This window comes from Enterobacter cloacae (assembly GCF_013375935.1).
GTDB classification, from domain to species: Bacteria; Pseudomonadota; Gammaproteobacteria; order Enterobacterales; family Enterobacteriaceae; genus Enterobacter; species Enterobacter pasteurii.
Map to the genome: position 1 here is coordinate 4,169,397 of NZ_CP056117.1, position 14,576 is coordinate 4,183,972.

The 14,576-nt window shown below is 56.4% G+C and carries 13 protein-coding genes; 1 reads left to right on the plus strand and 12 read right to left on the minus strand.

What is annotated here, in order from left to right:
- Positions 1-2 precede the first annotated feature (2 nt).
- Positions 3-782 (minus strand): tRNA uridine 5-oxyacetic acid(34) methyltransferase CmoM, encoded by a 780-nt coding sequence (gene cmoM, locus HWQ14_RS19655; RefSeq protein WP_148421034.1) that lies wholly within the window; start codon positions 780-782, stop codon positions 3-5.
- Between the two features lie 124 nt (positions 783-906).
- On the opposite strand from cmoM, the gene elyC reads away from it, so the two are divergent.
- Complete coding sequence (gene elyC / locus HWQ14_RS19660) at positions 907-1,686, plus strand: envelope biogenesis factor ElyC (RefSeq protein ID WP_176610720.1); 780 nt, start codon at positions 907-909, stop codon at positions 1,684-1,686.
- On the opposite strand, the gene HWQ14_RS19665 is transcribed toward elyC, so the two are convergent.
- From HWQ14_RS19665 to aroA, 11 genes are all read right to left on the minus strand, one after another.
- Entirely contained in the window at positions 1,663-2,556 is an 894-nt protein-coding gene (locus tag HWQ14_RS19665; protein ID WP_148421038.1) for a YcbJ family phosphotransferase, read from the minus strand. The two genes, elyC and HWQ14_RS19665, sit on opposite strands and share 24 nt — an antisense overlap.
- Positions 2,557-2,698: 142 nt before the next feature.
- Positions 2,699-3,445, minus strand: a complete 747-nt coding sequence (gene kdsB / locus HWQ14_RS19670; RefSeq protein WP_148421040.1) for a 3-deoxy-manno-octulosonate cytidylyltransferase — start codon at positions 3,443-3,445, stop codon at positions 2,699-2,701.
- Entirely contained in the window at positions 3,442-3,624 is a 183-nt protein-coding gene (ycaR, locus tag HWQ14_RS19675) for a protein YcaR (protein ID WP_176610721.1), read from the minus strand. The genes kdsB and ycaR overlap by 4 nt, the downstream gene beginning before the upstream one ends.
- 45 nt (positions 3,625-3,669) lie before the next feature.
- On the minus strand, positions 3,670-4,896 hold the full coding sequence (locus HWQ14_RS19680; protein ID WP_176610722.1) for a winged helix-turn-helix domain-containing protein: 1,227 nt from the start codon (positions 4,894-4,896) through the stop codon (positions 3,670-3,672).
- Between the two features lie 43 nt (positions 4,897-4,939).
- Entirely contained in the window at positions 4,940-5,917 is a 978-nt protein-coding gene (gene lpxK, locus HWQ14_RS19685) for a tetraacyldisaccharide 4'-kinase (protein ID WP_176610723.1), read from the minus strand.
- The gene (msbA, locus tag HWQ14_RS19690) at positions 5,914-7,662 is read right to left on the minus strand and encodes a lipid A ABC transporter ATP-binding protein/permease MsbA (RefSeq protein ID WP_176610724.1); all 1,749 of its coding nucleotides are present in this window, start codon (positions 7,660-7,662) and stop codon (positions 5,914-5,916) included. Before msbA ends, lpxK begins: the two co-directional genes overlap by 4 nt.
- 36 nt (positions 7,663-7,698) lie before the next feature.
- Positions 7,699-9,963, minus strand: coding sequence for a ComEC family protein (locus HWQ14_RS19695; protein ID WP_176610725.1), 2,265 nt, complete (start codon positions 9,961-9,963; stop codon positions 7,699-7,701).
- Between the two features lie 211 nt (positions 9,964-10,174).
- Positions 10,175-10,462: an integration host factor subunit beta gene (gene ihfB / locus HWQ14_RS19700; RefSeq protein ID WP_003858233.1), complete on the minus strand. Its 288-nt coding sequence runs from the start codon at positions 10,460-10,462 to the stop codon at positions 10,175-10,177.
- Positions 10,463-10,632: 170 nt separating this feature from the next.
- Positions 10,633-12,306: a 30S ribosomal protein S1 gene (gene rpsA / locus HWQ14_RS19705; protein WP_003858235.1), complete on the minus strand. Its 1,674-nt coding sequence runs from the start codon at positions 12,304-12,306 to the stop codon at positions 10,633-10,635.
- Positions 12,307-12,417: 111 nt separating this feature from the next.
- Positions 12,418-13,101, minus strand: coding sequence for a (d)CMP kinase (gene cmk / locus HWQ14_RS19710; protein ID WP_152084089.1), 684 nt, complete (start codon positions 13,099-13,101; stop codon positions 12,418-12,420).
- Positions 13,102-13,286: 185 nt separating this feature from the next.
- Positions 13,287-14,570, minus strand: a complete 1,284-nt coding sequence (gene aroA, locus HWQ14_RS19715) for a 3-phosphoshikimate 1-carboxyvinyltransferase (RefSeq protein WP_176610726.1) — start codon at positions 14,568-14,570, stop codon at positions 13,287-13,289.
- Positions 14,571-14,576: the final 6 nt, after the last annotated feature.

Here is a 14,576-nt window from a genome sequence, read left to right on the forward strand (position 1 = left end):
GATTATCCTTGCATCTGCGGCTTGCGCGCGGTGACGTGTATATAGCGGCCAAGGCTGAGATAAGGCTCCTGGCGGCAGTACCGCGTCTCTATTTCTGTTAAGGCGTCTAAACAGTCGTCCTGTTTTTGTTTATCACGCAGATAATCATGAAACACCCTCACGCCTGTTTTACCGGTAATTTCCCAACCGATCTCCTCCAGCCAGCCGTAGACCTGCTGCGGTTCACGTGGGAAATCCGGTGAAAGCGTGCGTCGTTTCTTTTTATACATGCCCTGCTGTACGTAGCCAAAATTGCCCACCAGCACGTTTCGCATCAGCAGGCCGTTGGCATTGTAAAACATCAGCGATAAGGCACCGCCCGGCCTCAGCATCGACCACAGCGTTTTTAACATCGCTTGCGGTTCAGCGACCCATTCGAGCACAGCATGAAACAATATCAGATCAACCTGCGTTTCCAAATGCTGCGGAATGTCCTGAGCGGCGCAATGTATAAAATGCATGTTGTCGCTCACACCTTTCTCTTGCGCCGCTCGCTCAGCGCGCGCCACCATCTCGGCAGAAAGATCGCACAGCGTGACGTGATGTCCCCGCTGCGCCATAAGGATCGCAGTCTGACCTTCCCCGCCACCGGCGTCCAGCACGCGCAACTGTCGGTCACCGAATTCGGCCAGCAGCTTGTCCAGATCCTGCCAGAGGATCGTCTGGCGAAGCTGACCTTTGGTGGTGCCATAAATGTTGCGCGAAAACTTTTCCGCGATGTCATCAAAATTGCGATCCCGCATTGGGAGGGTTCCACTCACTTACTGCAAAACCGCTATTTTGTCACACCCGCGCGGAGAATGAACCACTCTGGTGTAATATCACCGGAAATCGCCTGCTGTATGGTCAAAAAAGGAACCAAAAAGGATGCTTTTTACCCTAAAAAAATATATTGGAGGCATGATGCTTCCCCTTCCCCTGCTGTTGATTATTATCGCGCTGGGGCTGGCACTGTTATGGTTTAGCCGGTTTCAGAAAAGCGGTAAATCCATCGTGACCGCGGGCTGGCTGGCGCTGCTGTTGCTCAGCCTGCAACCCGTCGCTGACGGTCTGTTACGCCCGATAGAAGACACCTACCCGACATGGCAGGGAAACCAGAAAGTGGGCTACATCGTGGTGCTGGGCGGTGGATATACCTGGGACCCGAACTGGGCCCCCAGCTCTAACCTGATCAACAACAGCCTGCCGCGTCTGAACGAGGGGATCCGCCTGTGGCTTGCCAATCCGGGATCGAAGATGATCTTCACGGGGGCTGCCGCAAAAACTAACCCGGTCAGCACCGCGGAAGCGGGTGCAAGAGTGGCTGAATCGCTTGGCGTGCCGCGTTCCGCCATCATTACCCTGGATAGCCCGAAGGATACCGAAGAGGAGGCAGCGGCGGTAAAACAGGCCATCGGCGACGTACCGTTCCTGCTGGTGACCTCTGCCTCACACCTTCCACGCGCGATGATTTTCTTTGAGAAGCAAGGCCTGCATCCGCTGCCAGCCCCGGCAAACCAGCTGGCTATCGACGCGCCGCTTAATACGTGGGAACGGATTATCCCGTCTCCGGTATGGCTGATGCACAGCGACCGCGTTGGATACGAGTCGCTAGGCCGACTCTGGCAGTGGCTCAAAGGGTCGTCAGGCAAGCCAGGGCAAGAGTGATTTTGCGGCAAGGTCGAAGCCGGCGCGATTAAATCGCCCGGTGTTGACCAGCTGCGCGACCTCATCCCACAGCAGATAGAGCCAGCGACGCCAGAGGAACGCTTCCGCAACGGGTGCGCGCTGAAGGTAGTGCCAGAGCAAATCTTCCGCCGCCCCGCCCTCGCTCAGCCTGAACAGCTCGTACTCACGCGGCGCCCAGAGCATGATCCCCGGCCCGAGCATCGCAAGAAGCTGGTCGCTGCGGGGATCTTTTAACATGCTGCGCAGCGTGAAGTTGCCGTGCACCAGCACGCAGTTGTCGTTAAACCCCTCAAACAGCGTCGGCAGGCATTCCCGGGTGCGAAACAGAATGCGTTTGTCCTGCATCGTTAAGCCGGTGTTGTTGAATTGATTGAGCGTTCCCCACAGCACTTCAACGCGCTGGCGATACCACAGCGGCCAGAGGTTTTCCTGGGTGCTGTCTACCGCGCCAACCAGGCCGCGGCTGTCCTGCCGGTGCCAGGCAAGGAGAGCCTCGACAATCTGATCCTTCAGCTGTTCCCAGCGCTCAGGCGTACGCGCCGGGGCTTCAACAGAGACTCCGCGTAAACGCTCGATAAGCAGGACATCCGGCCCGGGATGCTCCTCATGCGTCATCACGCCGTAAACCGTGGGCATACGCACCGTTCCTTCCCGCGCCAGCATCGACATTTTCCACGCCAGCTGTCTGGCGACGCCCGGTGAGGTAAAGCTTCTGGCCATCAGCGGCATGGGGTGTCCCTGACTGTCATACAATGACCAGAGCGCGGTATCGGCCTTTTCATTCACGCATTCCACCCGACTTAGCTTTTCGCCAAGGAGATGGCTGAGTTCTGCACGCAGCTGTTCCATATGAGATTACCCCCATTAAGACTACTGCTTTTATAATGAGCGTGCGCGACCCGGATGTCACCCGGAAGAGATCAATAATGGACAAGAAAAGGAAAATAGCCTGGCGGGAGAACATCCCCTCAAGCGAGGGGATGGTAGCGATTTAACGCATTTCGACGCGAACGCGCTCGAGATCTTCAGGGGTATCCACGCCGGTGCCGGGCACTTCCCGGGCGACCGCAACGTGAATTTTCTCGCCGTACCACAGCACGCGAAGCTGTTCGAGCATTTCGATATGCTCAAGCGGGCTTGGTGCCCAGGCAACGTAGCGACGAATAAACCCTGCGCGGTAGCCGTAAATGCCAATATGGCGCAGGAAGGTGTCGCCAATCGTCTCTTTCGATTGCGCGAAACGATCGCGATCCCACGGAATGGTGGCGCGGGAGAAATAGAGCGCGTAGCCCTCTGCGTCCATGACCACTTTCACCGCATTTGGATTAAAAGCCTCTTCAGCGTGGTGGATCGGCACCGCGAGGGTAGCCATGCCGACCTGACGCTGAGCCAGGTTTTCGGCCACCTGACGGATGATCGCCGCCGGGATCGTCGGCTCATCACCCTGCACGTTCACAATCACCGTCTCGTCGCTAAAGCCGCACTTCTCGACGACTTCCGCCAGACGCTCGGTGCCCGACTGATGGTCGGCGCGGGTCATGCATACTTCCCCCCCCGCGGCCTCAACCGCGCGCGCGACGTCCGGGTGATCGGTCGCAACGATAACGCGCCCGGCCCCTGACTCACGCGCCCGTTCAAGGACGTGCACGATCATCGGTTTGCCGTTAATATCCACCAGCGGTTTACCTGGCAGGCGCGTTGAGGCATAACGCGCAGGAATAATGACAACAAAACTCATGACTTGCTCTCTTCTGCCACCAGGGAACGGGCTTCGTTTTCCAGCAGGACCGGAATACCGTCACGCAGCGGGAACGCCAGGCTGTCCAGTTTGCAAATCAGCTCTTGTTTATCCTGGCTGTAATACAGTTTGCCGTTGCACACCGGGCAGGCAATAATTTCAAGTAAACGGTGATCCATAGTTCCTCCGTATGGGTAATCGCTAAAGCTTATCACATTCCCTTTTCAGAGAGTGTCTGTTTCCCAGCCGCCCAGGCAGGTTGTAAACAGCCCTGCGGGCACGCGGCCAAGCGTAATTTCACCTGCCCCCTGCCAGCGCGCAAATTCACTGAGAGCGGTCGTTAACCCTTTTTCCAGGCCAGCCGTGACCTTTACGCCCTCTTCAAGCCAGAGCGCGATAATTTCCAGAATGCCGGCTTTACGGTGCAGTTTGGCATCCATGCGCCCGACAAGCTGCCCTTTGTGCAGCAGCGGCAAAACAAAATAGCCATACTGCCGCCTGGGCGCCGGGGTATAACATTCGAGACGGTAGCTAAAACCAAACAGCTGCTCGGCGCGCTTTCTGTCCCAGACAACCGGGTCAAACGGCGACAGCACGGCACTGTGGGTCGCCTGTAGTTTGCCCTCAAGCGCCTGCGGCAGCAGCGGGACGACATCCGCGTGTAGCCACATTTCACCTAACGTATCTACCGACACCGGGATGACGCGCTGCTCCTGTTGCCACTTTTCCAGCAACGGTTTTAGCGCCGGCTGGCGCAGGCGATAGTAATCCGCCAGCCATTGCGGGCGAAATATCCCCAGGCTGCGGGCGCTGTTTTCAAGCATAACGGCTTCGGCTGCTTCCTGAGTAAGCAGGTCGCGAGCATCGTCCCAGTGCGGCATAACGCGGTGCGTGAGGTCATAGACGCGCTGAAAGTTGCGGCGCTCGACAACCATCACCTTTCCCGCCGTAAACAGCCCTTCCAGATGACGCTTGTGCGGCTTCCACTCCCACCAGCCACCGGCTCCTTTTCGCGGGTGTTCAAAATCCGCGGAGCGTACCGGGCCGTTTTCCTGAATATGGGCAATCAGCTGCTCAATTTCAGCCGCGTGTTCCGCCATCCACTCCTGTCGGTATTTCCAGCCCATGCTGTCCGGGGCGAGCATTCGGTGGCGCACCAGCGCAAAATCGCTGCGCGGCAGAAAGCAGGCTTCATGCGCCCAGTATTCCATCAGTTCGCCCTGGCTCAGCGCATTATCCAGCCATTGCGGTGGGTAGTTTCCCAGGCGGCTGAACAGAACCAGATACGGGCTGCGCGCCACGATGTTAATGGTGTCGATTTGCAGCAACGACATGCGCTGCACGGTAGAGAGGATATCCGCTGGACGCGCGCGGCGGGGCTTTCGCAAAAGCCCCTGCGCGGCAAGATGCAGGTTACGTGCGGCTGCAAGTGAAAGTTGCGGTAGAGACATGCGTTTTCCTGTCAGTCAAAGCGCCACCGGAACCGCGTTGAAGTTACTGCACTAACGCGAGCAGTTCCTTGAGCAATTGTTCCGGCTGCTCGCCGCTGAGTTCGGCGTCAACCGGCAGGTACCACCAGTTTGCTTTCGCAAAGGCCCGGCATTTTACCGCGTCTTTTTCCGTCATGATCAGCGTCTGCCCGTGCGCGGTCAGCCCTTCGATCGCCTCGGCAACTAACGCCTGGTGATCGGCCAGCGGAACCCGCTTTTCAGGCCGGGCACCGCACTGCTCAAGCGTCGCGAAGAAACGCGGCGGATGGCCAATTCCGGCCATCGCTACCAGATGATCCAGCTGCGCGACGTCTCTGCGTTCGCCGGTCAGCATGTTCACCGCCTGTCCGGGGCGAAGACGCATAGGGATTTCGCCCGCTCTGGCTTCGCCACCGTTAACAATCACGGCATCTACGGTTTTCAGGCGCGACGCCCGCTCACGCATAGGACCGGCTGGCAGCCACCAGCCGTTGCCAAAACGACGAACGCCGTCAATGACCACGATCTCTTTATCACGCGCCAGCGCGTAATGCTGTAAGCCATCATCGGTGATTACGATCTGTACTTTGTGCTCCGCAAGCAGTGCTTTAACCGCATCGCTGCGCACCGGCGAGACCGCAACCGGCACGCCTGTACGCTGGTAGATAAGCACCGGCTCATCGCCGGCTTCGGCGGTTGTCGTGCCAGGCGTCAGCAGCAGTGGATACTGCGCCGCCTTGCCACCGTAACCGCGGGAGACAACGCCCGGACGAATACCGCGCTTCTGGAGTTGCTCCACCAGCCAGATCGCAACCGGGGTTTTGCCGTTTCCGCCTGCCGTCAGGTTACCCACCACCACCACCGGTACCGGCGCGCGCCAGGCGCGCCTGATCCCGAGGCGGTAAAGCAGGCGAATACCACCGCTCACCAGGCCATACAGCCAGGAGAGCGGGAGGAGCAGCACCCACAGAGGAGATTCACCCGACCAGATGCGTGCAATCATTGTCCGAACTGCATTTTATGAAGCTGGGCGTAAACACCGCGCTGTTCCAGCAGATCCATATGGCTGCCGCGTTCAACGATGACGCCGTCTTCCACCACCACGATTTCATCAGCCTGCTCAATGGTAGACAGACGGTGCGCGATAACCAGCGAGGTACGGTTTTTCTGAAGTTCATCCAGCGCCGACTGAATAGCGCGTTCAGATTCGGTATCCAGCGCGGACGTCGCTTCATCAAGGATCAGGATGGGGCTGTTGCGCAGTAGCGCACGGGCAATCGCGATACGCTGACGCTGACCACCGGAAAGCAGTACCCCGTTTTCACCAATGATGGTATCCAGACCATTATCCATCTTGTTGATGAAGTCCATCGCATAGGCCATACGCGCCGCATTCTCAATCTCTTCGCGGCTGTACTCTTCGGTACGGGCATAAGCAATATTATTCGCGACCGTATCGTTAAACAGATGCACGTTCTGCGATACCAGCGCGACCTGGTTACGCAGCGACTGTAGGGTATATTCCCGCAGGTCGTGACCATCGAGCAGGATCTCGCCCTGATCGATATCGTAGAAACGGGTAATCAGGCTGGCAATCGTCGATTTGCCCGAACCGGAACGGCCGACCAGCGCAACGGTTTTACCCGCCGGAATCGACAGGCTAATATCGCGCAGCGCCGCCACTTCGCGGCCTGGATAAGTAAAGGTCACGTTGCGGAACTCAACGTCGCCTTTTGCGCGCTCAATCACGCGTGTCCCTTCATCTTTTTCCTGCTCGGAATCGAGAATGCTGAACAGCGTCTGGCAGGCCGCCATCCCGCGCTGGAACTGGGCGTTGACGTTAGTCAGCGATTTCAGCGGACGCATCAGCGCAATCATGGACGAGAACACAACGGTGATGGTACCCGCGGTCAGGGTCTCCATAACGCTTGGGAAACTCGCGGCATACAGAACAAAGGCCAGGGCCAGAGAGGCGATCAGCTGAATAATGGGATCGGAAATCGACGAGGCCGATACCATTTTCATCCCCTGCAGGCGCATTTTGTTGCTGACCTTGTCAAAGCGTTTGGTTTCGACTTCCTGACCGCCGAAAATCAGCACTTCTTTATGGCCTTTCAGCATCTGCTCGGCGCTGGTGGTAACCTGCCCCATCGTGTTCTGCATATTTTTACTGATGCTGCGAAAACGTTTGGACACCACGCGGATCGCGATGGAGACTATTGGTGCCAGCACAATAAGGATGAGCGACAGCTGCCAGCTGTAGTAGAACATCATCGCAAACAGACCGATGATGGATGCGCCTTCACGCACCACGGTAATCAGCGCGCTGGACGACGACGACGCTACCTGCTCGGAATCGTAGGTAATACGAGACAGCAGCGTACCGGTTGACTGTTTGTCGAAGAAAGAGACCGGCATCCCCATCATATGGCTGAACAACCGGCGGCGCATGGTCATCACCACTTTACCGGATACCCAGGAGATGCAGTAGCTTGATACATAGCTGGAGATACCGCGTAAGATCATCAGCCCAATAACCACCAGCGGCATCCATAGCAGCACTGAACGATCCGTTTTACCAAAACCGTCATCCAGTAACGGTTTGAGAAGCGATAACATAAACGTATCGCTGGCCGCGTTGAGGACTAACGCTACGCCCGCCACGAACAAGCCTGCTTTGAAAGGAGCAATCATCGGCCAGAGCCGGCGGAACGTTTGCCACGTGGAGAGATCTTTGTCGTTATGCATTCAAAAAACCAGCATTTGTTGAAATAGCCGCATATTCTACCCGTTATCTACGGGCGCGCCAAACCACTGATGATACCAACGCGGTAAATTGTGCTCGCGTAAGCGGCGAATTTGCCTGCCGTGGTGCGAAAACGTCACGGATATTTGCCCGGACTGCGGGGTATCCAGCCAGAGATAACCCTCCTTTCGATAGCGCCGAAGCACCTTCACCGACGGGAAACGCCACGCGTTATAGCGGGCCATGGAGGCCAGCGAAATCGCCCCCTCCACGCGCTGAACCAGCGGCGCTGAGGACGAGGTGTTGCTGCCGTGATGCGGCACCTGAATCAGTGTAGACGCAAGCTGACGCCAGCGGTGGCTCAGCATCGCCAGTTCCGCCTGCGCTTCAATATCGCCGGTCAGTAAAACACTCTGCTCCCCGTCATCAATTTTTACCACGCAGGAGCGGTTGTTGCCTTTAGCGGCGGTGTTTTGCGGCGGCCAGTGCACGGTGAAGGATAATCCCTGCCACTGCCATCGCTGCCCGCGAAAACAGGGAAGATGCCCGGCCCAGGGCAAGGGACTCCTGACCCACATGGCAGGCCAGGCCGTTCGTAGCGATGCCAGCCCTCCCGCGTGATCGAGGTGCTCATGGCTCAGGATAACCCCTTCCGGCCTCAGATGATGCCAGCGTAGCCAGGGGATAATCAGCTGCTGCGCGCTGTCGCCACCGGGCCATGCCGGACCGGTATCATACAGAATGGCCTTCCCGTTACGCTCAACGACCATTGCCAGCCCCTGCCCCACGTCGAGCATATGCAGCGTCCAGCCGTCGGTTTTTGCCCTGTGCCAGAGCGGAAAGGAAAGCACGATACCGCCTGCCAGACATAGCGCAGGCGCTGTTCGCCAGGCGCGGAATCGCCAGCCAACTATCGCAAGCCATGGCAGCAACGTGAGGTACTGCCAGCGTTCATCAACGTCCTGCCAGCCATCCGGTAGGCGCTTCAGCAGCCAGAAAAGCCCTGCCAGAGACTTATCCGCTGCCAGCCACACGACATTTTCCAGCCCGGCCATCGGCAAGAGATGCAGCAGCATACCGAGCAGGATTAGCGGAACAGAGATAAAGGTGACCAGCGGAACCGCAAACAGATTCGCCACCAGCGAGGACAGGCTGAAGCCATGGAAAATGAGTACCTGAAGCGGTAACAACAGCAGCAGCATCCCGACCTGAAGATACAAAAGCGTAGCCAGCGGCCGCATGCGGCGGTCACGCAGCGGTTGCGGGAGTGGCAACCACTGATACCAGAAAATCAGCGCGGCTACCGCAAATGCCGACAACGCGAGGCTCTGCGACAGCACCGCCAGCGGATCGAAAATAAGGATTGCCGCCACGCAGGCAAGCCACACCTGCCAGGGTGACCACTGGCGACCACTCATTCGTAACGCAGCCAGAACCGTAAGTGCCACAACCGTGCGCAGCGCCGGCGGCTGTAAGCCCGTTAACCACGCGTAAAACGCGGCAAAGCACAGTCCTGCCAGCAAGGGGGCTGGCCAGCGGATCCAGTGGCCCGGCAGGAAAAACTGAACGCCCCGCACCAGTAACCAGACCACGGAGGCGGCCAGGGCAATATGCAGTCCCGAGATTGCCATAAGGTGCATCGTCCCCGTCTCACGCATCAGATTTTTTATCTCCAGTGATACCGACAGGCGCTCCCCCATTCCCAGCCCCAGGATCACGGGCCCCCACTGATACGGCGAAAGTGTAGCCTGTAGCGATCCCAGATAGCGCGCACGCAGGCTACAGCGCTCGTCAACGATCTCCGCATGGGTAAATCGTCCGCTCAGCGTCTGGTGCCGGGCAAAGGCATTTTTCTGCGAATCATAGCCGCCGTCGTTGAGTTCACCGTGTACCGCCCTTAGCCGCAGGGTCATCGCCCAGCGCTGCCCTACGCAGACGCGCTGTGGCAGATAGTTACCATACATCGCCACTCCCGTTGCACCCCAGATACGCCTACCATTGAGGCTGACAATTTTCCCCTGGTGCATCGTTGCGCCATCCGTTGCCGTTATCACCACCTCTGCCTGCTGCGGCCCTTTTGTTAAATGGTTCATCGGCCATACGCTCTCGTGTGCCGCCAGCATACCCCAGCAAAAAAAGAGCAACCCTAAGCCTGAAAACGTTAGCCATTTTCTCTGCGGCACGGCCAACGCAACGCCTGCGGCAATCATCATCCAGATAGTGGGCAAACCTGGCAAAGCGGGTAGCCAGTAGAGCGGAATTATGGCCAGAATGGCGCAAATACTGATGACGTGGATCCCCATTTTCACCTCCCTGTTAAAGGCGAGTATGCGGCGAAACTGGCGCGTCGTCAGACGGAAAAGGCTTGGTTTACGGCGGGCGCTGCAGCGCTTTTAGGCGTTTGCAGAAAACTAAGGAAGATAGTGCGGCGGAGATTCAGAAATGAAGGGATGGGTACAAAAAAAGCACCCTAAGGTGCTTTCTTTAAACTCAGTTAAACCCTGCGGGCTAAACTCAGTTACCGTAAATATTGGCGCGGTCGCGCAGTTCTTTACCCGGCTTAAAGTGCGGAACATACTTACCTTCCAGCTCCACTTTATCGCCAGTCTTCGGGTTACGCCCGGTGCGTGGTGCACGATAGTGCAGAGAAAAACTACCGAAACCGCGGATTTCAATGCGCTCGCCCTGGGCAAGAGTGGTGGCCATATGCTCCAGCATCTCTTTAACGGCATCTTCCACAGCCTTAGCAGGGATATGCGGTTGCTGACTGGCAAGTCTTTCAATCAATTCTGACTTGGTCATGATTCCTCCGGTTCCTTTCAAACCAATTAGCTGAACAGCTCATTAAACAAGGGCGGCCGTAGCCGCCCTTTGTTATTGATTACAGGACGAATCCTGCAATCTGTCAAGTCTGCTCTCCATCCTTCACGCTGTAAATGCGTTACAGCTCAAATGATGGTACAAACCTGAACTTACTCGCCTTTAGCTGCTTTGAAAGCTTCAGCCATTGCGTTGTTAGAGAAGTTTGCATCTTCCTGTTTGTTCACAGTTGCGATTGCATCTTTCTCATCAGCTTCGTCTTTAGCACGAACAGACAGGCTGATTGCACGGTTCTTACGGTCAACGCCGGTGAACTTAGCTTCAACGTCGTCGCCAACGCTCAGAACCAGAGTTGCATCTTCAACGCGGTCACGTGAAGCTTCGGAAGCGCGCAGGTAACCTTCAACGCCGTCAGCCAGTTCTACGGTTGCGCCTTTCGCGTCAACTGCAGTCACTTTACCGTTTACGATTGCGCCTTTCTTGTTCAGTGCAACCCAGTTGTTGAACGGATCTTCTGCGAGCTGTTTAACGCCCAGTGAGATACGCTCACGCTCTGCGTCAACCTGCAGAACAACTGCTGCGATTTCGTCGCCTTTTTTGTATTCACGTACTGCTTCTTCGCCTGCAACGTTCCAGGAGATGTCAGACAGATGAACCAGGCCATCGATGCCGCCGTCCAGGCCGATGAAGATACCGAAGTCAGTGATAGACTTGATTTTACCTTCAACACGGTCGCCCTTGTTGTGGGTTTCCGCGAACTGCTGCCATGGGTTGTTTTTGCACTGCTTCAGGCCCAGGGAGATACGACGACGTTCTTCGTCGATATCCAGAACCATCACTTCCACTACATCACCAACGTTAACAACTTTGGATGGGTGGATGTTTTTGTTGGTCCAGTCCATTTCGGAAACGTGCACCAGGCCTTCAACGCCTTCTTCGATTTCAACGAAGCAGCCGTAGTCAGTCAGGTTAGTAACGCGACCAGTCAGTTTAGTACCTTCTGGGTAACGCTTAGCGATAGCTACCCATGGATCTTCGCCCAGCTGTTTCAGGCCGAGGGATACACGAGTACGCTCGCGGTCGAACTTCAGCACTTTAACAGTGATTTCGTCGCCCACGTTCACGATTTCGCTTGGGTGCTTAACGCGTTTCCACGCCATGTCGGTGATGTGCAGCAGGCCATCAACGCCGCCCAGGTCAACGAATGCGCCGTAGTCAGTGAGGTTCTTAACGATACCTTTGACTTCCATGCCTTCCTGCAGGTTTTCCAGCAGCTGATCGCGTTCTGCGCTGTTTTCGGATTCGATAACGGCACGACGGGAAACAACAACGTTGTTACGCTTCTGGTCCAGCTTGATTACTTTGAACTCAAGCTCTTTGCCTTCGAGGTGCAGGGTGTCACGGACTGGACGAACGTCTACCAGTGAACCTGGCAGGAACGCACGAATACCATTCAGCTCAACAGTGAAGCCACCTTTAACTTTGCCGTTGATAACACCGACCACAGTTTCAGCTTCTTCGTAAGCTTTCTCCAGCGTGATCCATGCTTCGTGACGTTTAGCTTTCTCACGAGACAGCAGGGTTTCGCCGAAGCCGTCTTCTACTGCGTCCAGAGCAACGTCAACTTCGTCACCAACCTGGATTTCCAGCTCGCCCTGGGCGTTTTTGAACTGCTCAGCCGGGATGGCAGACTCAGATTTCAGACCGGCGTCAACCAGTACTACGTCTTTGTCGATAGCAACAACAACACCACGAACGATGGAACCCGGACGGGTTTCGATTTCTTTTAAGGATTCTTCAAACAGTTGAGCAAAAGATTCAGTCATGTTTAATCTTCAGGTTAATATTAACGTCCACCTGGCTCCGTGCCGGATGGGGTTGTTTCACATACCCGCCGTCAATCCATTGCAGCGGGGGTACTGCTAAATCGGTCGCAATTACGCGAGTGCCAGTTTTTGGCGCGCATATTGTAGCGCTTTTTCAATCACTTGCTCAATAGTTAAACTGGTTGAATCCAGCACTAATGCATCTTCTGCAGGAACAAGTGGAGCGACGGCGCGGTTACGATCGCGGTCATCGCGCTCTTTTATCTCGGATAAAAGGCGATCAAAGTTAACACTAAACCCCTTTTCCTGCAACTGAAGCATGCGGCGTTGAGCACGTTCTTCCGAAGAGGCGTCAAGGAAAATTTTCACTGGCGCATCAGGGAATACCACGGTTCCCATGTCGCGTCCGTCGGCGATAAGCCCGGGGGCTTCACGAAAACCGCGCTGACGACGTAACAGCGCCTCGCGAACGCGTGGGAATGCCGCGACCTGAGAGGCCGCGTTAGCCACTTCCTGCGTACGGATTTCACCGCTGACATCTTCCCCTTCCAGGATCACTTCGAGGTTGCCATCGGTAGAGACAAAGCGCACATCCAGATGCGCGGCCAGCGGCACCAGCGCTTCTTCAGAGGCAACATCCACATGATGATGCAGCGCAGCCAGAGCCAGCACGCGATAGATTGCTCCCGAATCTAAAAGATGCCATTGCAATGCTTCCGCCATCGCTTTGCACAGAGTACCTTTCCCTGCGCCACTTGGCCCATCAATGGTGATTACCGGGGCAACTGCCGTCATCTTTTTCTCCTTAATTAAGGCATACCGTTAACGTGAACGCCGCGCATTATACGCGCCAACGTGCGCAACTGTTACCTTTGCGTGTAAATTCCGGAATGATTGAAGCAGAGTGTAGAAGAAATGGGCGAAGATGACCGTCAGAAAGCGTAAGGAAATGCCGCATCGGGCGATGCGGCAGGTATTCATCAGGCAAGCGTGCTAATGCGCGCCAGCTGCTCGAAGTAGTCCGGGAAGGTTTTCGCCGTGCACTTCGGGTCAAGAATAGTGACTGGCGTATCTGAAAGCGCCACCAGCGAGAAACACATCGCCATACGGTGATCGTTGTAGGTGCCAATTTCCGCAAACTGGAGTTTCGCCGGCGGCGTGACGCGAATGTAGTCTTCGCCCTCTTCCACTTCGGCACCCACTTTACGCAGCTCGGTGGCCATCGCGAACAGGCGGTCGGTCTCTTTTACGCGCCAGTTATAGATGTTACGCAGCGTCGTGGTGCCTTTCGCAAACAGCGCTGCGGTGGCGATGGTCATTGCCGCATCAGGAATATGGTTCATGTCCATGTCGATGGCGTTCAGCTCGCCGCGCGTACAGGAGATGAAGTCATCGCCCCAGGTAACAACCGCGCCCATTTTTTCCAGCACGTCAGCAAAACGAATATCGCCCTGCACGCTGTTGCGGCCAATGCCGGTCACCCTGACGGTGCCGCCTTTGATCGCGCCCGCAGCCAGGAAGTAAGAAGCTGACGACGCGTCGCCTTCTACAAGATAGTTGCCTGGAGACAGATACTGCTGCGCGCCGCGCACCACAAAGCGCTGATAAGACTGGTTTTCCACCTCAACACCAAAGGTTTTCATCAGGTGCAGCGTGATATCAATGTACGGCTTAGAGACCAGGTCGCCTTTAATGCTAATGACGGTATCCTGTGGTGCCAGCGGTGCGGTCATCAGCAGTGCCGTCAGGAACTGGCTGGAGACGCTACCGTCCACCTCAACATTACCGCCAGTGAAACCACCGCGCAGACGCAGTGGCGGGTAGTTTTCCTGCTCAAGATAATCAATTTGCGCGCCGCCCTGACGCAGGGCATCCACCAGATGGCCGATCGGGCGCTCTTTCATGCGCGGCTCGCCGGTCAGCACAATATCGTTGCTTCCCAGGCACAACGCCGCCGCCAGCGGGCGCATTGCCGTACCGGCATTGCCCAGGAATAGCTCCAGCGCCTCAGCAGAACGTAACGCACCGCCGTTACCGGTGACTTCACAACGGGTACGATCCTCAGACAGCGTGTAATGAACTCCCAACGCTTTCAGCGCATTGAGCATATGGCGCACGTCATCGCTGTCCAGCAGGTTGGTGAGGACAGTGGTGCCGTTTGCCAGAGCTGCCAGCAGCAGAGCGCGGTTCGAGACACTTTTTGAACCAGGCAGATTAATGGTGCCATCTACCCGCGCGATAGGTTGTAACGTCAGGGATTCCATGAAACT

Excerpts from the sequence above, each read along its gene's own strand:
- cmoM (WP_148421034.1), bottom strand. The coding sequence starts at position 782 with ATGCGGGATCGCAATTTTGATGACATCGCGGAAAAGTTTTCGCGCAAC.
- elyC (WP_176610720.1), top strand. The coding sequence starts at position 907 with ATGCTTTTTACCCTAAAAAAATATATTGGAGGCATGATGCTTCCCCTT.
- HWQ14_RS19665 (WP_148421038.1), bottom strand. The coding sequence starts at position 2,556 with ATGGAACAGCTGCGTGCAGAACTCAGCCATCTCCTTGGCGAAAAGCTA.
- kdsB (WP_148421040.1), bottom strand. The coding sequence starts at position 3,445 with ATGAGTTTTGTTGTCATTATTCCTGCGCGTTATGCCTCAACGCGCCTG.
- ycaR (WP_176610721.1), bottom strand. The coding sequence starts at position 3,624 with ATGGATCACCGTTTACTTGAAATTATTGCCTGCCCGGTGTGCAACGGC.
- HWQ14_RS19680 (WP_176610722.1), bottom strand. The coding sequence starts at position 4,896 with ATGTCTCTACCGCAACTTTCACTTGCAGCCGCACGTAACCTGCATCTT.
- lpxK (WP_176610723.1), bottom strand. The coding sequence starts at position 5,917 with ATGATTGCACGCATCTGGTCGGGTGAATCTCCTCTGTGGGTGCTGCTC.
- msbA (WP_176610724.1), bottom strand. The coding sequence starts at position 7,662 with ATGCATAACGACAAAGATCTCTCCACGTGGCAAACGTTCCGCCGGCTC.
- HWQ14_RS19695 (WP_176610725.1), bottom strand. The coding sequence starts at position 9,963 with ATGGGGATCCACGTCATCAGTATTTGCGCCATTCTGGCCATAATTCCG.
- ihfB (WP_003858233.1), bottom strand. The coding sequence starts at position 10,462 with ATGACCAAGTCAGAATTGATTGAAAGACTTGCCAGTCAGCAACCGCAT.
- rpsA (WP_003858235.1), bottom strand. The coding sequence starts at position 12,306 with ATGACTGAATCTTTTGCTCAACTGTTTGAAGAATCCTTAAAAGAAATC.
- cmk (WP_152084089.1), bottom strand. The coding sequence starts at position 13,101 with ATGACGGCAGTTGCCCCGGTAATCACCATTGATGGGCCAAGTGGCGCA.
- aroA (WP_176610726.1), bottom strand. The coding sequence starts at position 14,570 with ATGGAATCCCTGACGTTACAACCTATCGCGCGGGTAGATGGCACCATT.